Here is a 20,470-nt window from a genome sequence, read left to right as displayed (position 1 = left end):
CGCGCTTCAGAACAGGCTGCCCTGCCCGCCGCCTTCTTCGCCCTTTGTCTTGCGCGCCGCCCGCGCGCCCAAGGCCAGCCGCCCGTCGGCAAACTCCACCTCAAGGCTCGCCGCCTTTTCCGCCGCCGCCCGCGTGGTGACGACATGACCGTCGCCCCGCACCACTGCGTAGCCGCGCTTCAGCGTCTCGGCATAACCCAGCGTGGTACGTGTGCGGTCCAGCGCGTCCAGCCGGTCCGACAACCGCTGGAACCGCGCCGCCGCCGCTGCATCCAGCCGCATCCCCTTGGCCGCCAACTCGTGCGTGCCCTCAATCACCTGCCGGTCGGCGGTGGCAATCATCCGGGCCAGGGCGGGCACCAGCCGCCCCGCCAGATTGTCAGCCCGGTCGCGCGCGCGTTCCAGCCGCCGCGCCAGCGCCGCCTCGAACCGCTGTTCCCACAGGCGCATCCCGTCATGCCGCCGCGTCGCCAGCCCCAGCAGCAACTCCGGCCGCATCGGCCCCGCCACCCGGTCGAACTGCCGGTGCTTCTGCGCCACCGCCAGCCCCAGCGCCGCGCCGATCCGCGCGCCCGCCCCGTCCAGCCGCTGCCGTGGCCCCGACAAAAGCGCCTCCAGCCTCGGCAAGGCCCGCCCCAGATCGCGCAACCGCTGCCCACGCTGGCCCACACCCTGCACCACACCGCGCACCAGCCGCGCGCCGGTCGCATCAAGGCCCGCCAGCAATTCCAGCCTGACCGGCACCGCCAGCTCCGCCGCCGCCGTCGGTGTCGGCGCACGCAGGTCGGATGCATAGTCGATCAGCGTCGTGTCCGTCTCATGCCCCACGGCGGAAATAAGCGGAATGTCCGACGCCGCCGCCGCCCTGACCACGATCTCCTCGTTGAACCCCCACAGGTCCTCCAGCGACCCGCCACCCCGCGCCACGATAATGACATCGGGCCGCGGGATCGGCCCGCCGGACTGGATAGCGTTGAACCCCTTGATGGCCGCGGCCACCTCACCCGCGCAGGCCTGCCCCTGCACCGCCACCGGCCAGATCAGCACATGGCGCGGAAACCGGTCGCGCAGCCGGTGCAGGATATCACGGATCACGGCGCCGCTCGGGGACGTCACCACCCCGATCACCCCCGGCAGGAACGGCAGCTTCTGCTTGCGCCCCTGATCGAACAACCCCTCCGCCGCCAGCGCCGCCCGCCGCTTTTCCAGCATCGCCATCAAGGCACCCGCTCCCGCAGGCGCCACATCGTCGACGATCAGCTGATACTTTGACTGCCCCGGAAACGTGGTCATCCGCCCAGTGGCGACAACCTCCATCCCCTCCTCAGGCCGCACCTGCATCCGCGCCACCTGCCCCTTCCAGCTGATCGCCGCGATCACGCTGCGATCATCCTTCAGGTCAAAGTAAAGATGGCCCGAGGCCGGGCGCGACACCCGCCCCACCTCGCCGCGCACGCGCACAAGGCCGAACTCGCCCTCGATCACCCGCTTCACCGCGCCGGACAGTTCCGACACGGTGTATTCCGGCTGATTGCCCTGCGGCGCGGGGGTATCTTCGAACAGGTCCATGCAGCTTGCCTCCCGGATGGGCAAACCTTATGACGCCCAAAGCCAAAGGCCAAGCCGGAGACAGCCATGAACATCCTCATCCTCGGTTCCGGTGGCCGCGAACACGCCCTTGCCTGGGCCGTGAAGCAGAACCCCAAAACCGACCGGCTGATCGTGGCCCCCGGCAACGCGGGCATCGCACAGCTTGCCGAATGCGCCGACATCGACATCCTCGATGGCAGCACCGTCGTCACCTTCTGCGAAGAAAACGCCATCGACTTCGTCATCATCGGTCCCGAAGCGCCCCTCGCCGCCGGGGTTGCCGATGCGACCCGGGCCGCTGGCCTTCTGACCTTCGGCCCCTCCGCCGCCGCCGCGCGGCTGGAGGCGTCAAAACGCTTCACCAAGGAAATCTGCGACGCCTGCGCCGCCCCCACTGCCGCCTGGGCACGGTTTTCCGATGCCGCGCCAGCCAAGGACTACATCCGCGCCCAAGGAGCCCCGATTGTTGTCAAAGCCGACGGTCTCGCCGCCGGAAAAGGCGTGATTGTTGCCATGACGGAAACAGAAGCCCTCGTCGCAATCGACGACATCCTCGGCGGCGCCTTTGGTGAGGCAGGCGCCGAAGTGGTGATCGAAGAATTCATGGACGGCGAAGAGGCCAGCCTCTTCATCCTCACCGATGGCACCAACGCCCTGCCCGTCGGCACCGCGCAAGACCACAAGCGCGTGGGCGATGGCGACACCGGCCCGAACACCGGCGGCATGGGCGCCTATTCCCCCGCCCCGTTCCTGACGCCCGAAATCGAAGCCCAGGCGATGGCCGAAATCGTGCTGCCCACGATCCGCGAAATGGCCCGCCGCGGCACGCCCTACCAAGGCGTCCTCTACGCGGGCCTCATGATCAAGGACGGCCGCGCCCGCCTTGTCGAATACAACGCCCGCTTCGGCGACCCCGAAACCCAGGTTCTGATGATGCGCCTTGGCGCGCAAGCCCTCGACCTGTTGCTCGCCACCGCCGAGGGCCGGCTGTCCGAGGCAAAGGTCCACTGGGCCGCCGACCACGCCCTGACCGTTGTGATGGCCGCCCGCGGCTACCCGGGCCCTTACGCCAAAGGCAGCGTGATCAACGGCCTCGACCGGATGCCCGAAGACAGCCGCCACATGGTTTTCCACGCCGGCACCGCGCTGAAGGATGGCCTCGTCACTGCCAACGGCGGGCGGGTGCTGGCCATCACCGCGCGCGGCGCAACACTGGAGGAGGCGCACCACCGCGCCTATTCCATGATCGACCTGCTCGACTGGCCCGATGGGTTTTCCCGGTCCGACATCGGCTGGCGCGCGCTCTGAACGCTCAGCCGCCCTGCCCTGCCAGCCAGTCCATCAGCGCCGGCCGCGCACTTTCCGCGCCATCTGCCCGCGCCGCCTCGATTACCGCCAGCGCATCGATCAGGCTGACTTGCCGGATCAGCGCCTTCACCGGGCCAACCGAGGCCGGACGCATCGAAAGGCTGCGAAATCCGATCGCCGCCAAGGCCAGCGCCTCGATCGGTCGCCCCGCATCCTCGCCACAGAACGACAGCGGCGTGCCCGTATCCCTACAGCGCGCCACGATCTGCTGCAGAAACGACAGGAACGAAATGTTCAGCGTGTCATAGCGTCGCCTGACCAGTTCATTCTCGCGGTCGGCGGCAAAGAAGAACTGCTTCAGGTCGTTCCCCCCGATCGAGATGAAGTCGGTCAGCTCGAAAAACGCCTGCGGCGCGTAGGCCAGGCTAGGCGTTTCCATCATCGCGCCGATCTCGACCTTTTCGGGCACCAGATGGCCCAGCGATTTCTCTCGGTGCAACTCGCGCATCACATGCGCGCGCGCCTCGCGGAACTCACCAAGCTCGGTGATCAGCGGGAACATCACCGTCAACGGTCGCCCCGCCGCGGCCCGGATCAGGGCCTGCAACTGCATCCGCAGCACCCCGGGCTTGTCCAGACCCACCCGGATCGCACGCCAGCCCATCGCAGGGTTCGGCTCTTCGGGCGGCTTCATGTAGGGCAGCACCTTGTCCGACCCGATGTCCAGCGTGCGAAACGCCACGCGCTTGCCCTTGGCCGCGTCCATCACCCGCGCGTAAAGCCGCGCCAGTTCCGCCCGCTGCGGCATCTTTGATCGCACCAGAAACTGCAATTCGGTGCGGAACAGCCCGACCCCTTCGGCGCCCGATCCTTCAAGGCTGGGCAGGTCGGCCATCAGCCCCGCGTTCATATGCAGCGCCACCGTCGCCCCGCAGGTCGCCGTCGCAGGCAGCCCGCGCAGGCTGGCATAGCGTTTCTGCGCCTCGGTCAGCATGGCGATCTTGTCGCGGAACGCCCGCGCCACGGTTTCCTCGGGCCGCAGATGCACGATGCCCTGATCGCCGTCGACAAGGATATGATCGCCGTTCAGCGCCTCGTTCACGGCGCGGCCGGCATTGATCACCAAAGGTATTGCCAGCGCACGCGCCACGATCGCGGCATGGCTGCCGACCGAGCCTTCGTCCAGCACCACGCCCTTCAGCTTGCGCCCATACTCCAGCAGCTCCGCCGGCCCGATGTTGCGCGCCACCAGAACCGGGTTCTCCGGCATCTCCGCCCCGGTATCGCGCCCCTGCCCGGTCAGGATGCGCAGCAAGCGGTTCGACAGATCGTCCAGATCCTGCAACCGTTCGCGCAAGTATGCGTCCGGCACCTGCTCCAGCCGGTTGCGCGCCGCGTTCTGCTCCCGCTCCACCGCCGCTTCGGCCGACAGGCCGCGCTGGATGTCCTCCTCCATACGCCGCAGCCAGCCGCGCGAATGGGCGAACATCCGGTAGGCCTCCAGGACCGCCTTCTGCTCCTTGTCCAGACTTTCGGCCGACAAAAGATCATCCACCGACACCCTGAGCTGCCCCACGGCATCGCGGATCCGGTCGATCTCGGTCAGGGGATCATCCGCCACCGGGTTGGTGATCACCACGCGCGGCTCGTGCAGCCAGACATGGCCCTCCGCCGCACCCTCCTGCCCAGAACTGCCGCGCAGCATCACCGGCTGCTTGTGCAAGGCCCGCATCCCGCCATCGTCGCCGACAAAGGCGCCAAGCTCGGTCATTTCGGCCAACACCATCGCCACCACGTCCAGCGCATAGATATCGTCGTCGGAAAACTGCCGCGCGGTCTTCGATTGCACCACCAGCACGCCCAGCCGTTCGCCCACCCGCTGGATCGGCACCCCAAGGAAGGACGAGAACAACTCCTCCCCCGTCTCGGGCATGTAGCGAAACCCCTTCTCCGAAGGCGCATCCGCCGCATTCACCGGCAACCCGCTGCGCGCCACACGGCCCACCAAGCCCTCGCCCAACTTCATCCGCGTCTTGTGGACGGCGTCCTTGTTCAACCCTTCGGTCGCGCACAACTCCAGCGTCTCTGGGTCGCGGAACAGGTAGATCGAACACACCTCGGTCCCCATGCTGTCGGCGATCAGATGGGTGATGGCATCCAGCCGGTCCTGCCCCTTGCCGGGCGTGGCCAACGTATCGCGCAAACGGCGCAGTAGCTTGCGACTGTCGCTTTCGCTGCGTTCGGGCATCACGGATCCTGTTCTAGGTCGGCATCGTTAGACCACAGCGCAACCCCGGCGTGAAGTAGGGGGCACGCGGTTTCCGCCCCAACCACCCCCCGCGCGCGCAAATCGAAGGCATTGCCCGCTGTTCCGCCCCCCGCATAGCGCTCGGCAGCATTCCGCCGGACACCCGCAGCCGTCAGCTTGGCACCGCCTCGCGCAGCGTGTAATCGCTGTCCTGCATCAGTTGGCGTCGTATTCCGGTTTCCCAGTCAGCCCACATCCCGCGTGACCCACAACCATCGGCACATGATGAAAACCCGCAAGACCGCCCCGGCAGCAAGCTCAGTCCTGCTTTTGACCAAAGAAGTCCTTCTCGCCCTAGATGTGACCCAAGCCCTAGATGCGGTCGGGATTCCCACCGTCAGCCGCGCTGCCCCCCACCTGCGCTACGGCGCGGTCGTGGTCGATGACGAGGCATTGACAAACCGCCGCGCCGCCATCGTCAGCCGCCTCTGCCACGAGGGGGTCCCGATCCTCGTGATCTGCGACAGCCCGTCCAAAGCCAAGTTCATCGGCGGCGAGAATGCGATATGGTTTCAAAAGCCCCTGTCGTCCGAAGACCTCGCCGCCTGCGTGGCCGAGGTGATCGGCGACAGCCGCAACGCCTCAAACGCCGAGGTCAACCACAGCGACGTGCCGACCGCAGGCCCGTCAGCCTGACCTCACGCCTTCTCCAACTCGAACGTGTCGTGCAGCGCCTGCACGGCCAGTTCCATGTATTTGCGGTCGATCAGCACCGAAATCTTGATCTCCGACGTGGTAATCACCTTGATGTTCACGTTCTCCGCCGCCAGCGCCGAGAACATCCGCGCCGCCACGCCTGCGTGGCTCCGCATCCCGATGCCGACCACCGAAATCTTGGCCACATCGCTGTCGGTCACCAGATCGGCATAGACGAACTTGCCCTCGTCCCGCGCGTCCTCGATCGCCTTCTTGGCGCGCGCGACCTGATTGGTTGGGCAAGAGAACGTCATGTCCGTGTAAGCCCGCTTGTCGCCCGGCGCATCGGTCTCGGAAATGTTCTGGACGATCATGTCCACGTTCACGCCCGCATCCGCCAACGGCCCGAAGATCGCCGCCGCGATCCCCGGCCGGTCCTCGACGCGCACCAGCGTCATCTTCGCCTCGTCCCGGCTGTAGGCCACGCCGGACACAACTTTCGATTCCATGATCTCATCCTCGTCGCAGACCAGCGTTCCAGAATTTTCGTCGGTGTCCTCGAACGAGGATAGCACCCGCAGCCGCACCTTGTAGCGCATCGCCAGTTCGACCGACCGGGTTTGCAGAACCTTTGCCCCCAGCGAGGCCAGTTCCAGCATCTCCTCGAAGGCGATCTTGTCCAGCTTCCTCGCCTTCGACGTGATCCGCGGGTCTGTGGTGTAGACCCCATCGACGTCGGTATAGATATCGCACCGCTCCGCCGCAAAGGCCGCCGCGAACGCAACCGCAGTGGTGTCCGATCCGCCACGCCCCAGCGTAGTGATCCGGCCCTCGGGGCTTACACCCTGAAACCCCGCCACAACCGCCACCTTGAAGCCTTCGGCGAACTTGGCATCAATGTTGGCGCGCGGGATGTCCACGAACCGCGCCGCGGCATGCGCCGAGGTGGTCTGGATCGGCACCTGCCAGCCCTGCCACGACCGCGCCGGCACATCCATTTCCTGCAAGGTCAGCGCCATCAGCCCGGCCGTGACGTTCTCGCCCGACGAAACCACCGCGTCATACTCGCGCGCGTCATACAAGGGCGAGGTGCCCTCGACCCAACCGACCAATTCGTTGGTCTTGCCCGACATGGCACTGACAATGACGATCACGTCATAGCCGCGCTCCACCTCGCGCTTCACCTTGCCGGCCGCATTCTTGATGCGGGCAAGATCGGCCACCGATGTGCCGCCGAATTTCATTACCAGAAGCGGCATGGTCCCTCCGCGCTACTGCGCGCGGTTCTTATGCGCCCCGGTGCAGCGGTGCAAGGGGGCGGAAAGTGCCATACGCCTGCCATACACCTGCCAGACACAACGCAGACGTCGGTTATGCCCTGCGGATCACCGGCGGACGCACCGCCTCGGCAAAGGCGTCCAGCACCGGCTCCACGCCATGCACCTCGGCCAGCCGCATCAGCGCAAAGCGCACCCGCGCCACCTCGCGGTAGTAACTCAGGAACGCAGCGTTCAGTGCCGCCCCAGTGACCGCGCCAAGAAGCGGCACCGCCTGCGCCATCAGCTTTTGCCCCAGCGCCGCCGCTAGTTTCGGAGCGACCGACGCGATGATCTTCTGCACCGCCGGCCCGGTGATCGTCAGGCGCGCCGACAGAAAGCTGGTGTTGATCCCGTCATCGACCGCCAACGGCGTGCCCGCGCCGAAAACCTTCAGGCATTCTGCCTTCACCCAGGGCTCGTCGGGGTCATAACCCGCCTCCGCCGCTGCGGCCCGAATGGTGTGCAAGATCAAGGTGATGGTGACCGGCAGCTCCGCGATCGAGGTCGCAATGCCCCCCGCACCGCCCGCAGCCCCGGTCGCCATCGCAGCATAAACCGGCCCGTTCGGCCCCATGTCGGGCACCCGCGCGCCCTGTGCAGCCACACCGTAAGCCGCCTCCAGCGCCCGCTCCGTCACTTGCTCGATCCGTCCACGGATCGGCGCCGGCACCAACCCGAGCTTGCTCTCGATCGACCCGCCCAAGCGGTTCACCAGCCGCATCACCGGCCCGTTGGCGCGTTTGAATCGCACCGCCAGCGCCGCGATCTGCGGTGCGGGATCGGCAACTACGGCAGGAACGGCAGGCACTTGGTCCATCCCCCCAATATGGCCCGGATTTCCCGCGATGCAATCCGGCCCCAGACTTTCGGACTCCAGACTTTCGGACTCCAGACTTTCCGACCCCAGCATTCCCCTTCGCCAAATATCCCACGGGAGGGTCCGGGAGGGTGTGAAACCCTCCCGGCGACCGGCCCCGCAAACCGTCCTCAGGTCGCCCGGCTCACCGTGCCCGTGACCCCATCCCAGGCCCCCGCCTTCAAAGCCAACCCAAGCACCCGATCCGGGTTCGTCGGCGGCGGCATCAGAACGCCTTCCAACTTCTTGAAACCAAAGCGGGAATAGTATGGCTCATCGCCCACCAGCATCACCCGCTCCCACCCTATACGCCGCGCTTCGGCAAGGCTTTCGTTGATCAAAAGCCCGCCCAACCCCTCGCCCTGCCGCGTCGGATGCACCGCGATCGGGCCCAAAAGCAGCACGTCATGCTCGCCGATCAGCGCCGGCCAGTAGCGGATCACCGCGGCCAGCGTGCCATCGTCATCCCGCAAGGTCAGGCACAGCGGCGCCACCGTCGGCACCCCTTCGCGCAGGCGGTAGGAAGACAAGGCCGTACGCCCCGGCGCAAAGCAAAGGTCGTAAAGCGCCTCCACCTCCCACCAGTCGGCCTCGGTCTCTTCCTCAAGCCTGTACACGCGCGAAGGCCCTCCCGATTCTGCTTGATGCGCGCCGTAACATGGCCCCATGTCAGGATCAAATCGCGAAAGGCACAGGAATGTTCTACCGCCCCGCCGATGGCCACGGACTGCCGCACAGCCCGTTCTCCGCCATCGTCTCGCCCCGCCCGATCGCCTGGGTCTCCACCCGCGCGAGCATGGGCGACAACCTTGCCCCCTACTCGTTCTTCAATGCCACCGCGTACCATCCGCCGCAGCTGATGTTCGCCGGCGACTACCGTGACAGCATCAGGAACGCCGAGGAAGCCGGCGTTTTCGCAGTGAATATCGTCGAGGAAGCCTCGCTTCACGCCATGAACGAAACCTCCGCCCGCTTTCCGCGCGGCACCGACGAATTCGCCGCCGTCGGCGTGCCGAAGGCCGAGTGCGAAACCATCGACTGCCCCCGTGTCGCAGGCGCGCCCGCCACGCTTGAATGCCGCGTCGTGCAGGTTCTGAAGCTTCTGGGCGAAGATTACATGGTCCTGGGCGAGGTCACCGGCATCCACCTGCGCGATGATTGCCTGGTGAACGGCCGCTTCGACGTGACCCGCTACCACCCTGCCGCGCGGCTTGGCTACCACGACTACACCTTCGTGCGCGACGTTACCGAACTCAAACGCCCCAGATAGCCGCCCTACTCATATCAATTCCGCCATGCTTTGGCCCCCGACGATGATTTGACGGATAAGCCGCAAGGATGCAAATGTCCTGCAACCGCCACGCAACCCTGGCCTTCGCGCCAAAGTCCGACCGCCCAGCCGCGGTCAAAACCATGTGAGGAACGATGACCTTCAAACCCGCCAAATGGCCCCGCAAACTCCGCTCGCAGGAATGGTTCGGCGGCACGTCGAAAGACGCGATCTACCATCGGGGCTGGATGAAGAATCAGGGCTATCCCGCTGATCTCTTTGACGGAAGGCCGGTCATCGGCATCCTCAATACCTTCTCCGAACTCAACCCGTGCAACGCCCACCTCAACGATCTGGCCGAACGCGTGAAGCATGGCGTCTATGAGGCGGGCGGCTTTCCCGTCATCGTCCCGGTGTTCTCCGTCTCCGAATCCGGCTTCCGGCCGACCGCGATGATGTTTCGCAACATCGCCGCGATGGCGGTCGAGGAAACCATCCGGGGCCAGCAGATGGACGGCTGCGTGCTTCTTGTCGGCTGCGATAAGACCACCCCGTCGCTTCTGATGGGCGCGGCCTCGGTCGATCTGCCCTCGATCTGCGTCACCGGCGGCCCGATGCTGAACGGCCACTTCCGCGGCGAAAAGATCGGCTCCGGCACCCACCTTTGGAAATTCTCCGAAGCCGTGAAAGCAGGCGAAATGACCGCTGAGGAATTCGTCGAGGCCGAAGCCTCGATGTCCCGCTCGCCGGGTTCGTGCAACACGATGGGCACCGCCTCGACGATGGCCTCGATGGCCGAAGCCCTCGGCATGGCGCTGTCCGGCAACGCCGCGATCCCGGCAGTGGACAGCCGCCGCCGCATGATGGCGCAACTCACCGGGCGGCGCATCGTGCAGATGGTCAAGGACGATCTCAAACCCTCCGACATCATGACGCGGCATGCCTTCGAAAACGCGATCCGCACCAACGCCGCCATCGGCGGCTCCACCAACGCTGTGATCCACCTTCTGGCGATGGCGGGCCGCGTCGGCATCGACCTCACGCTTGATGACTGGGACAAGCTCGGCCGCGATGTCCCGACCATCGTCAACCTGATGCCGTCGGGCAAACACCTGATGGAAGAGTTCTTCTACGCTGGCGGCCTTCCTGTCGTGATCAAGCGTCTTGGCGAAGCGGGCCTTCTGAACAAGGACGCGATCACTGTCTCGGGCAAATCCATGTGGGACGAGGTGAAGGACGTCCGCAACTGGAACGAAGACGTCATCCTGCCAACCGAAAAGGCGCTGACACAATCCGGCGGCGTGGTCGTCGTCAAAGGCAACCTCGCCCCCGATGGCGCGGTCCTGAAACCCTCCGCCGCGACCCCTGCCCTGATGCAGCACAAGGGCCGCGCCGTGGTGTTTGAAGACATCGACGACTACAAGGCCCGCATCGACGACGAGGACCTCGACATCGACGAGACCTGCGTCATGGTCCTGAAAAACTGTGGCCCGCGCGGCTATCCCGGCATGGCCGAGGTCGGCAACATGGGCCTGCCGCCCAAGGTCTTGCGCAAGGGCATCACCGACATGGTCCGCATTTCCGACGCGCGCATGTCCGGCACCGCCTACGGCACCGTCGTCCTCCACACCTCGCCCGAAGCGGCGCGCGGCGGCCCCCTCGCCGTGGTCCGCTCCGGCGACATGATCGAGTTGGATGTGGCAAACCGCCGCCTGCATCTGGATATTTCCGACGCCGAACTTGCCCAGCGCCTCGCCGAATGGAAATCTCCGGTAGAACGCCCGAACGGTGGCTATGCGCAGCTTTACCACGACCACGTCCAAGGCGCCGACAAGGGCGCCGACATGGATTTCCTCGTCGGTTGCCGTGGCAATGCGGTGGGCCGCGAAAGCCACTAACCCACCAAGGGCCCGCAAGGCACCTCCCTCCCCCCTCATGGGGGAGGGTTGGGGTGGGGGGGCGCGCTCCCTGCCCCCTAGGTTGAAAGGATGACACCATGACCAAGATCGCCCTCGTCGGCATCGGCAAGATCGCCATCGACCAGCACGTCCCCGCCATCGCCGCCTCGCCGGACTGGGAACTTGCCGCCACCGTCAGCCGCCACGGCACCGTCCCCGGCATCCCGGCCTTTACCGATATCGACACCATGCTGGCCGAACGACCCGACATTCCCGTGGTGTCGCTCGCCCTGCCCCCGGTGCCCCGCTTTGCCTACGCCGAAGCGGCCCTGCGCGCCGGCCGCCATGTCATGCTGGAAAAGCCGCCCGGTGCCACGCTGGCCGAAATCCACGCGCTGCAAGCCATCGCCGCTGAAATGGGCGTCAGCCTTTATGCCACGTGGCACAGCCGCATGGCCCGTGCCGTTGCCCCGGCAAAAGCTTGGCTGCACGGCCAGACCATCACCCGCGCCAACATCACTTGGCGCGAGGATGTGCGCAAATGGCACCCCGGTCAGGATTGGGTGTTCGAACCCGGCGGCATGGGAGTGTTCGACCCCGGCATCAACGCGCTTTCGATCCTGACCGAGATCCTGCCCGCCCCGGTGCATGTGACCGCAGCCACCCTTACCTACCCCGCCAACCGCCAGACCCCGATTGCCGCAGCATTGGTCTTTTCCGGCAACGTCAGCGCCGATTTCGACTGGCGGCAGGAAGGCCCGCAAACCTGGGATATCGAGGTTGAAACCCACAAGGGCCACCTCGCGCTCCGCATGGGCGGCAACGTGCTGGAACTTGACCACAAACCCGTCACGGGCGAGCCGTCGATCATGGGCGAATACCCGGCGCTTTACGCCCGCATGGCCGAGCTTGTCAGCACCAGCACCAGCGACGTCGACCTCGCCCCGATGGTTCACGTCGCCGACGCGATGACCCTCGGTCGGCGTTTGGTGACCGACGCGTTCGAGTTCTGAGGCCAGACAAACAGGTTAACAGTTTCTGAACAAGACTCGCCAAGTCATTGATTTCATTCAAGTGCAAAGCGTGTCCCACCGTGGGACACGCCCGCCGCCTCACCCCTGCGCCAACCGATGCGCAACAGCCTTCGGCAAGACGCACAGCATTTCATACAGCAGGTTCGCCCCCACCAGCGCGGTATTCCCCGACGGGTCATAAGGCGGCGAAACCTCCACCAGATCGCCCCCAACAAGGTTCAGCCCCGCACAGCCCCGCACGATCTCCAGCCCCTGCCAGATCGTCAGCCCCCCCGGCTCCACCGTCCCCGTCCCCGGCGCGAAAGCGGGGTCCAGGCTGTCGATATCGTAGCTCAGATAGACCGGCGCATCGCCGATCTTTGCCCTGATCTCCGCCATCAACGGCGTCAGCGATTTATGCCAGCACTCCTCGGCCTGCACCACCGTCCAGCCATTCTTGCGGCCCCAGTCGAAATCCTCCGGGCTATATCCCGTCCCCCGCAGCCCGATCTGGAATACCTTGTCGTTTTGCAAGCACCCATCCTCCCACGCCCGCCGGAACGGGCAGCCATGCGCCACCTTTTCCCCGAACATGGTGTCGTTGATATCGGCATGGGCATCGACATGGATCAGCGCCACCGGACCATGCCGCTCCTTGATCGCGCGCAGGATCGGCCAGGTCAGCGTATGGTCGCCCCCCAGCGTCAGCGGGACCACCCCGTGCGACAGAACCTCCCGGTAATGCGCGGTGATAATGTCGACGGTCTTCTTAAGATCGAACGTATTGATCGGCACGTCACCTATATCAGCCACCTGCATCGCCTCGAACGGCGCCGCCCGCGTGGCCATGTTGTAGGGTCGCAGCATCCGCGATTCGTCGCGGATCTGGCGCGGCCCCAGCCGCGTGCCGGGGCGGTTCGAGGTGCCGTGATCCATCGGAATCCCGATGAACGCCGCATCAAGCCCCTCGGCGGTCGCCTGAGCGGGCAGACGCATCATCGTGGCCGGTCCGCCAAAACGCGGCATGTCGTTGCCGCCAAGCGGCTGGTTGAAATCGTGGGTCATTCGTGGCCTCGTCTTGTGCTGGCGTGCGGTTCTGGCCGCCAGCCTTACATCTCCGGCAGGAAAAGCGAACCCGTCATCTGGCGGCTGCTGCGTGGTCTGCGGCAAGATCCAGCGCCGACTGCCGCACCGTGGCTGCGACCGTTTCGAACTGCGCGGCAAGCGGGCTCGACTTGCGCCAGACCATGCCGATGGTCCGCTGCGGTTCGGGCGGGCGGAAGCGCGCAATCGACACCGGCGCCGAACGCGTCTCGACCGCGACGGCCATCTCGGGGATCAGGGTCACGCCGATCCCCGCCCCCACCATCTGCACCAGCGTCGTCAGCGAGCTTGCATCCATCAACTCGCGCGGCGCGAGGGGCGAAAGGCTGCAAAACGACAGCGCCTGATCGCGAAAGCAGTGCCCTTCCTCCAGCAGAAGAAGCCGCATTTCGCGCAGCTTTTCTGGCCCGGGAACCGGCTTCCCAGTGTCTGACAAAGGCCGCACCAGAACGAAAACCTCGCTGAACAGGGCCACTTCCGTCAGCGACGGCTCGGATACCGGCAGGGCAACGATCGCCGTGTCCAGGCGACCTTCCTCGAGATCGCGAATCAGCTTTGGCGTCACCGTCTCGCGCACCTGCACGTCCAGCCCGCCGCCCAGCCGCGCCAGATTTTCGATGAGGCGGGGCAACAGGTATGGCGCGACTGTCGGGATCACCCCGATCCGCAGCCGCCCCATACTCCCTTGACGCGACGCTTGCGCCAAATCCTCCAGTTCTTCCATCGCGCGCAGGATCGCCCGCGCGCGCGGTGCGAACACCTCGCCAAATCCGGTCAGCCTGACCTGCCGCGCGCCGCGTTCGAAAAGTGCTGCCCCAAGGCTTTCCTCAAGGTCCTTGATCTGCATCGACAGCGCCGGCTGCGAGATCGAGCACAGCTCCGCAGCCCGCCCGAAATGCCCCTGTCGTGCAAGGGCATCGAAATAGCGCAGCTGCCGGATCGAAAGGTTTCTCATAGCTTTTGTTTATCGCTCCCATCAGTTTATTCAACTTAAACTAATCGCCGAAGCGGACTATAGTGTCTCATCAAACACCGATGCAGATGGACGGCACCGTGGGCGCGGTGCCGCCACTTCGTAGCATTCGTCATGCATCAACACAGCTTGGGAGCGCACAATGGACGGTAATGACAGCGGCAGAACGGGCAAATGCCCGGTGATGCATGGCGTGGCAAAGCAAGCCACGTTTGCGGCACGGTCAAATCGCGACTGGTGGCCGAACCAGCTTAACCTGCGGATTCTGCATCAGAATACGCCGATGTCGAACCCCATTCCGTCGGTGAACTACAGCGATGAGTTCAAGAAACTTGATCTCGACGCGTTGAAGTCCGACCTTTACGCCCTGATGACCGACAGCCAGGACTGGTGGCCGGCAGATTATGGTCACTATGGCCCGTTCTTCATCCGCATGGCCTGGCACAGCGCCGGCACCTACCGCACCGCCGACGGGCGCGGCGGGGCGCGGTCGGGGACGCAGCGGTTCGCGCCGCTGAACAGCTGGCCCGACAATGCCAACCTGGACAAGGCCCGCCGTTTGCTGTGGCCGATCAAGCAGAAATACGGCAACCGCATCTCCTGGGCTGACCTGATGATCCTGGCGGGCAACTGCGCGCTGGAATCGATGGGATTCAAGCCCTTCGGTTTCGGCGGCGGCCGTGCCGATGTGTGGGAGCCGGAGGAGGACATCTACTGGGGGTCCGAGGAAACCTGGCTGGGCGATGCGCGCTACACCGGCGAACGCGAGCTGGAAAACCCGCTGGCGGCAGTGCAGATGGGCCTGATCTACGTCAACCCCGAAGGCCCGAACGGCAAGCCCGATCCGGTCGCCTCGGGCCGCGACATCCGCGAAACCTTTGCCCGCATGGCGATGAACGACTACGAAACCGTAGCGCTGGTTGCAGGTGGTCACACCTTTGGCAAGTGCCACGGCGCGGGCGATGCGGCACTGGTCGGGCGCGAGCCTGAAGGGGCCGGCCTGGCCGAGCAGGGCCTTGGCTGGAAGAACGCTTTCGGCTCCGGCTTCGGCGTTCACACCACCACCAGCGGGATCGAGGGCGCATGGACGCCGACCCCCACCACGTGGGATAACGGCTACTTCGACATGCTGTTCGGCTTTGACTGGCATCTGGTGAAAAGCCCCGCAGGTGCATGGCAGTGGCAGCCGACCGATCCGGCGGCGGCAACATTGGTGCCCGACGCGCACGACCCGTCGCGCCGCCACGCACCGATGATGACCACCGCCGACATGGCGATGCGGATGGACCCGATCTACGAACCCATCTCGCGCCACTTCCACCAGAACCCGGCGGAATTCGCCGATGCCTATGCGCGCGCCTGGTTCAAGCTGACGCACCGCGACATGGGGCCGAAGGTGCTTTACCTTGGCAAGGAGGTTCCGACGGAAGACCTGATCTGGCAAGATCCGGTGCCGCACGCCACCCATCCTCTGATCAGCGCTGCTGACGCGGCCGACCTCAAGGAAAGGTGCCTTGCTTCCGGCCTTGGCATCGCTGATCTGGTCAGCACTGCCTGGGCTTCGGCCTCGACCTTCCGGGGCTCCGACATGCGCGGCGGCGCGAACGGTGCGCGCATCCGCCTTGCACCGCAGAAGGATTGGGAGGTCAACCAACCCGCGCATCTGGCCCGTGTGCTTGCTGTGCTGGAAGGCATCCAGACCAGCTTCAACGCGGCGCAAACCGGCGGCAAGCTGATTTCGCTGGCCGATCTGATCGTGCTTGCGGGCAACGCAGGCGTCGAGGCGGCGGCAAAGGCTGCAGGCCATGCGGTCACCGTGCCGTTTGCTCCCGGCCGCACCGACGCCACGCAAGAACAGACCGACGTGGAAAGTTTTGCCGTGATGGAGCCGATCGCAGACGGGTTCCGCAACTATCTGAAGGCAGGCTATTCCGTTTCGGCGGAAGAATTGCTGGTCGATAAGGCGCAGCTGTTGACGCTGACTGCGCCGGAAATGACCGTGCTCATCGGAGGTTTGCGGGTGTTGGGCGCGAATGTTGATGGCAGCGCGCATGGCGTATTCACGCACCGCCCCGGCCAGTTGACCAACGACTTCTTCGTCAATCTGCTGGACATGCGGACGAAATGGTCGGCGGCATCCGAAGCTGACGACGTGTTCGAAGGCCGGGATCGCAGCACTGGCGCGGTCAAGTGGACCGGAACCCGCGTTGACCTTGTGTTCGGATCGAACTCGCAACTGCGCGCCCTGGCCGAAGCCTATGCGCAATCGGACAGCGAAGCCGCCTTCGTCGGCGCTTTCGTCACCGCATGGACCAAGGTGATGAACGCCGACCGCTTCGACCTTGCCTGACAAAACCCGCCGGGCGCAGCAGCTTTCTGGCTGCGTCCGGCACATTTCACGGCTTGGAATTGGCCCTTGCCTTGTCGGCATCGTCCGGACGTTTGGTCGTCCCCGAAGGGTCGGACGGCGTGCCCTTGAACTCTGTCGGATCATGCGGCGACCCTTCGTGGTCGGCCTTGTCGTTGCCGGGCGACCCGAGGATTGACCGTTTGCGGGCCGCTGGCCGTGGTGCGTTGGGCATCGTCTGCTCCTCTCTCGCGTGGTGCATCGCTTCCCTCTGTGCAGCCCACACGCCGTGACTTTGTTCCCGGAAAAGCTCCCACTCCCCCCCAACTCGGAACTTAGTTGCTGCGCTGGGGTTGTTCGTTTTATGCGCGCCGCAACGGGCCGCGCCGAACAGGTGTTGGAGAGTTCAATGAACAATATCGTCTATCTTGTCGGCCTCGTGGTGATCGTGATCGCGATCCTTTCCTTCTTCGGCTTGCGGTGAGCATGCCGCGCACAAAGGGTCTTTCGGCATGGCGCCGCGATCATTCTGGAAAGGCTATCTGAAATTGTCGCTCGTCACCTGCCCGGTGACGATGATGCCCGCCACGACCGAAACCGAAAAGCTGCGCTTCCACACCATGAACGCCAAGACCGGCAACCGCGTGGTTAGCCACTATGTCGACAGCGTGACGGGCAAGCCCCTCCGCGACGGCGACGAGGTCAAAGGCTATCCGCGCGGCGAGGATGATTTTGTGCTGCTGGATGACGACGAGATCGACAGCGTCGCGTTGGAAAGCACGCGCACCATCGAGATCGAGATGTTCGTTCCCGCCGACAGCGTGGGCTGGATATGGTATGATAAGCCGCACTACCTGTTGCCCAATGACAAGGTCGGGGAAGAGGCGTTTTCGGTGATCCGCGAAGCGATGCAGGCGACCGGCACGGTCGGCATCTCACGGGTCGTGCTATACCGGCGTGAACGGGCGGTCATGCTGGAACCGCGCGGCAAGGGCATCGTGCTTTGGACCCTGCGCTATGGCGACGAGGTCCGCCGCGAAGATGAAAAGTTTGCCTCCGTCGAGGATGCCAAGCCTGAGCCGGATGTGATGAAACTCGTCACGACGCTGATCAAGGAACGCACTGGGCCGTGGGAGCCTTCGATGGCCGAAGACCCGGTGCAGGCCAAGCTGATCGACATCATCGCTGCCAAGAAGAAGGGCAGAAAGAGACCGGCACGATCCGAAATGCCAACGCCGGACAAAAGCAACGTCGTCAGCATCACCGATGCATTGAAGCGCAGCCTTGCGGCCGAAAAAAAGGGCAAAAGCTGATCAGCCCTTCCGCCCTTTTGCCGGTGTCTTAAGCAGCACACCAGCTTTCCAGAAGCCGTCCCACGGATCGCTTGCAAGCGCAGCCAGCCGCGCGGGCACCGTATCCAGTTTGAAATGCGCGGGGCCGATCTTTTCGGTCAGTTCGTCCCAAGTCACCGGTGTCGATACCGGCGCACCGCGTCTTGCACGGGTCGAAAACGCTGCGACGGCAGTCGCGCCACGCTGGTTGCGAAGGTAGTCTATCAGGATCTTGCCCTGCCGCTTGGCCTTGGCGATGGTGGACACATAAAGATCGGACGAGTCTGCGGCCATCGCCTCGGCCATGCGCCGTGTGAACGTCTTGACCGCCGCCCAGTCCGCCTGCGGCTTCAACGGACAGACTACATGCAGTCCCTTGCCGCCCGAGGTTTTCACATAAGCCTTTAGCCCCGCATCCCGGCAGCGCTGGCGCACTTCGCGCGCGGCGTTCAGCACCGCGCCCCACACTACGCCCTCGCCGGGATCAAGGTCGATCACGATCCGGTCCGGTCGCTCCCAATCGGCCAGCGTCGATCCCCAGGGATGAATTTCCAGCGTGGCTGCCTGAACCAGGCCGATGAGCCCGTCAAGATCGTTGACCGCTATAAGCTTTTCGCCGCGGTCCTTCGGGTCTTCGACCAGCGCGATCTTGTCGCTCAACCCCTTCCAGGCGTGTTTTTGAAAGAACTGCTGCCCCTCGATACCTTCGGGGCAGCGCAGCAGCGCCAAGGGGCGGCCGACGATATGCGGCGCGATGTGGGGCCAGACCTCTGCATAATAGTCCGCCAAACCTTCTTTGGTGACACCGGCGTCAGGCCAGTAGATCCGGTCCGGATGGGTCAGTTTGACCGTGCGACGTTGCGGCGCGGGCGCCGTGGTCGCCACCGCCACCTCGCGGCGGATTTCGGTGGCCGGCTTGTCTTCGCGCAAACCGCGAAACGCGGCGTGGCGAAGATGCCCATCCGCCGTCCACGCCCGAAACTCCACCTCTGCTACCAGGTCGGGCTTCACAAAACGCACCTGACTGCGTTGGGCAACGGTCAGGGGAGACGCGAACGGGCTCTCGGGAACCGCAATAGCCTCTAGCCGCAGGAACAGCGACGCCGCAACCGAAGCGCTGAACCCCGTGCCGACCCGGCCCACGTAGGTCAGGCCACTCGCCTCATGAACCCCCAGAACCAGCGAACCCACCGCCTGACGCGAGGTGGTCGACGGAACATATCCACCGATCACGAACTCCTGCCGGTCCGAACATTTCGATTTGATCCAACCAGTCCCCCGGCCCGTGCGATATGGCGCATCCCGCAGCTTCGACACGATGCCCTCAAGGCTCAGCCGGCACGCGTGGCGCAACACCATATCGCCGGTTTCCACGAAATGGTCGCTGTAGGCCACACGCCGGTCGGCGGTGGCAATCAGGCGCTCCAGCACCGCCTTGCGCTGGATGAAGGGAACCTTGCGCAAGTCGTGGCCGTCGAAATGCAAAAGGTCGAAGGCATAATAAACGAAGCGGTCGGTTCGCCCCTCGCTCAGGTCAGATTGAAGCGCGGAAAAGCTCGACGCGCCCAGCTCCGTCTCCACCACCAGTTCGCCGTCCAGAAGCGCCGCCTGTGCCGGCAGCCCAACCAGCGCCTTGACGAGCTCGGGGCCGAACTTCGCGGTCCAGTCCAGACCGCTTCGGGTCAACAGCCGCACCTGCCCTGCCTTTATGCGGGCCTGCAGCCGATAACCGTCGAACTTTATCTCGTGGAGCCAACGCTCGCCAGTCGGCGGCGAGGGGGCCAGCTTGGCCAACATGGGCTCAACGAACTCGGGCAGCCGAGCCCGTTTGGCGCCGGGCAGCGATGCCACATCGGCGACCCGCGGCTCAGCGTCGTTGTCTGGCTCAGGCAGCTTCGCGCGGGGTTTGCCCGGCTTGGCGATGTGACCGGTTTTTGACGACCAGCCCGGCGCTTCGGTTGCGACCTCGGGCAGGTCGCGCCCTGTCTTGACCGACAACGGGCTTTCCTCCAGCAGATCGGGTGCGTTTTCGGGCCGCGAATATTCGTCGTCGGCCTTGATCAACAGCCAGTTTTCGCGCTTTTCCCCCGGCTTTGCTTGCATCCGAACCAGATGCCAGCCGCCACGCAGCTTTTCGCCCTGCAACTCGAACTCAAGATGGCCCTTCGCATAGCCTTTCGCGGCATCGCCCACTGGCATCCACTGCCCGCGATCCCAAAGGATCACCGTGCCAGCGCCGTATTCGCCCTTTGGAATGGTTCCTTCGAAGTCGCCATACTCAAGCGGATGATCTTCAACATGCACCGCAAGCCGCTTTTCCCCCGCCACCAGACTGGGGCCGCGGGTCACTGCCCAGCTTTTCAGGACACCGTCCATCTCCAGCCGCAAATCATAGTGCAGCCGGGTCGCGTCGTGCTTTTGCACGACAAAGCTGTTGCCCTTGCCCTTGGCGCGGCGTCCTTTCGGCTCGGGCGTCACACCGAAATTCCGTTTCTCGCGGTAGGTTTCCAGCGCCAT

At 64.9% G+C, this 20,470-nt stretch carries 16 protein-coding genes; 7 read left to right on the top strand and 9 right to left on the bottom strand.

From position 1 onward, the window contains the following. Positions 1–6 precede the first annotated feature (6 nt). Complete coding sequence (gene xseA / locus ACROUL_RS08775; protein ID WP_431299121.1) at positions 7–1,569, bottom strand: exodeoxyribonuclease VII large subunit; 1,563 nt, start codon at positions 1,567–1,569, stop codon at positions 7–9. A 66-nt stretch (positions 1,570–1,635) separates the two neighbouring features. On the opposite strand from xseA, the gene purD reads away from it, so the two are divergent. Continuing rightward, positions 1,636–2,898 (top strand): phosphoribosylamine--glycine ligase, encoded by a 1,263-nt coding sequence (gene purD / locus ACROUL_RS08770; RefSeq protein WP_431299120.1) that lies wholly within the window; start codon positions 1,636–1,638, stop codon positions 2,896–2,898. A 4-nt stretch (positions 2,899–2,902) separates the two neighbouring features. Here purD and ptsP read toward each other — a convergent pair whose 3' ends face one another. Continuing rightward, positions 2,903–5,146, bottom strand: coding sequence for a phosphoenolpyruvate--protein phosphotransferase (gene ptsP / locus ACROUL_RS08765; protein WP_431299119.1), 2,244 nt, complete (start codon positions 5,144–5,146; stop codon positions 2,903–2,905). Positions 5,147–5,428: 282 nt separating this feature from the next. On the opposite strand from ptsP, the gene ACROUL_RS08760 reads away from it, so the two are divergent. Beyond that, positions 5,429–5,842: a hypothetical protein gene (locus tag ACROUL_RS08760; protein WP_431299118.1), complete on the top strand. Its 414-nt coding sequence runs from the start codon at positions 5,429–5,431 to the stop codon at positions 5,840–5,842. A 2-nt stretch (positions 5,843–5,844) separates the two neighbouring features. Here ACROUL_RS08760 and ACROUL_RS08755 read toward each other — a convergent pair whose 3' ends face one another. The 3 genes from ACROUL_RS08755 to ACROUL_RS08745 form a co-directional block, all read right to left on the bottom strand. Beyond that, complete coding sequence (locus tag ACROUL_RS08755; RefSeq protein WP_431299117.1) at positions 5,845–7,101, bottom strand: aspartate kinase; 1,257 nt, start codon at positions 7,099–7,101, stop codon at positions 5,845–5,847. Between the two features lie 112 nt (positions 7,102–7,213). Beyond that, positions 7,214–7,978, bottom strand: a complete 765-nt coding sequence (locus tag ACROUL_RS08750; protein WP_431301267.1) for an EcsC family protein — start codon at positions 7,976–7,978, stop codon at positions 7,214–7,216. Between the two features lie 170 nt (positions 7,979–8,148). After that, on the bottom strand, positions 8,149–8,634 hold the full coding sequence (locus ACROUL_RS08745; protein ID WP_431299116.1) for a GNAT family N-acetyltransferase: 486 nt from the start codon (positions 8,632–8,634) through the stop codon (positions 8,149–8,151). A gap of 80 nt (positions 8,635–8,714) precedes the next feature. Here ACROUL_RS08745 and ACROUL_RS08740 point away from each other — a divergent pair, with 80 nt between their 5' ends. The 3 genes from ACROUL_RS08740 (at position 8,715) to ACROUL_RS08730 (ending at position 12,198) form a co-directional block, all read left to right on the top strand. After that, entirely contained in the window at positions 8,715–9,287 is a 573-nt protein-coding gene (locus ACROUL_RS08740) for a flavin reductase family protein (protein ID WP_431299115.1), read from the top strand. A 155-nt stretch (positions 9,288–9,442) separates the two neighbouring features. Further along, positions 9,443–11,185: an L-arabinonate dehydratase gene (gene araD, locus ACROUL_RS08735; RefSeq protein WP_431299114.1), complete on the top strand. Its 1,743-nt coding sequence runs from the start codon at positions 9,443–9,445 to the stop codon at positions 11,183–11,185. 98 nt (positions 11,186–11,283) lie between these two features. Further along, on the top strand, positions 11,284–12,198 hold the full coding sequence (locus ACROUL_RS08730) for a Gfo/Idh/MocA family protein (protein WP_431299113.1): 915 nt from the start codon (positions 11,284–11,286) through the stop codon (positions 12,196–12,198). A 99-nt stretch (positions 12,199–12,297) separates the two neighbouring features. Here ACROUL_RS08730 and speB read toward each other — a convergent pair whose 3' ends face one another. Both speB and ACROUL_RS08720 read right to left on the bottom strand, forming a co-directional pair. Beyond that, complete coding sequence (gene speB / locus ACROUL_RS08725) at positions 12,298–13,263, bottom strand: agmatinase (RefSeq protein ID WP_431299112.1); 966 nt, start codon at positions 13,261–13,263, stop codon at positions 12,298–12,300. Positions 13,264–13,336: 73 nt separating this feature from the next. Next, the gene (locus ACROUL_RS08720; protein WP_431299111.1) at positions 13,337–14,257 is read right to left on the bottom strand and encodes a LysR substrate-binding domain-containing protein; all 921 of its coding nucleotides are present in this window, start codon (positions 14,255–14,257) and stop codon (positions 13,337–13,339) included. Between the two features lie 160 nt (positions 14,258–14,417). Between ACROUL_RS08720 and katG the strand changes: the two genes are divergently transcribed. Beyond that, positions 14,418–16,625 (top strand): catalase/peroxidase HPI, encoded by a 2,208-nt coding sequence (gene katG, locus ACROUL_RS08715; RefSeq protein WP_431299110.1) that lies wholly within the window; start codon positions 14,418–14,420, stop codon positions 16,623–16,625. 46 nt (positions 16,626–16,671) lie between these two features. On the opposite strand, the gene ACROUL_RS08710 is transcribed toward katG, so the two are convergent. After that, the gene (locus tag ACROUL_RS08710) at positions 16,672–16,857 is read right to left on the bottom strand and encodes a hypothetical protein (RefSeq protein ID WP_431299109.1); all 186 of its coding nucleotides are present in this window, start codon (positions 16,855–16,857) and stop codon (positions 16,672–16,674) included. Positions 16,858–17,134: 277 nt separating this feature from the next. On the opposite strand from ACROUL_RS08710, the gene ACROUL_RS08705 reads away from it, so the two are divergent. Continuing rightward, a complete protein-coding gene (locus ACROUL_RS08705; RefSeq protein WP_431299108.1) occupies positions 17,135–17,935 on the top strand; it encodes a Ku protein in 801 nt (266 codons plus the stop codon). Here the strand turns inward: ACROUL_RS08705 and ligD are convergent, their stop codons facing one another. Next, the gene (ligD, locus tag ACROUL_RS08700; RefSeq protein WP_431299107.1) at positions 17,936–20,470 is read right to left on the bottom strand and encodes a DNA ligase D; all 2,535 of its coding nucleotides are present in this window, start codon (positions 20,468–20,470) and stop codon (positions 17,936–17,938) included.

The organism is Tabrizicola sp. BL-A-41-H6 (assembly GCF_050632395.1).
Taxonomy (GTDB): Bacteria; Pseudomonadota; Alphaproteobacteria; order Rhodobacterales; family Rhodobacteraceae; genus JAUYQR01.
The sequence above is the reverse complement of the archived record's forward strand: the minus strand, read 5'-3'. Positions and strand labels throughout refer to the sequence as shown.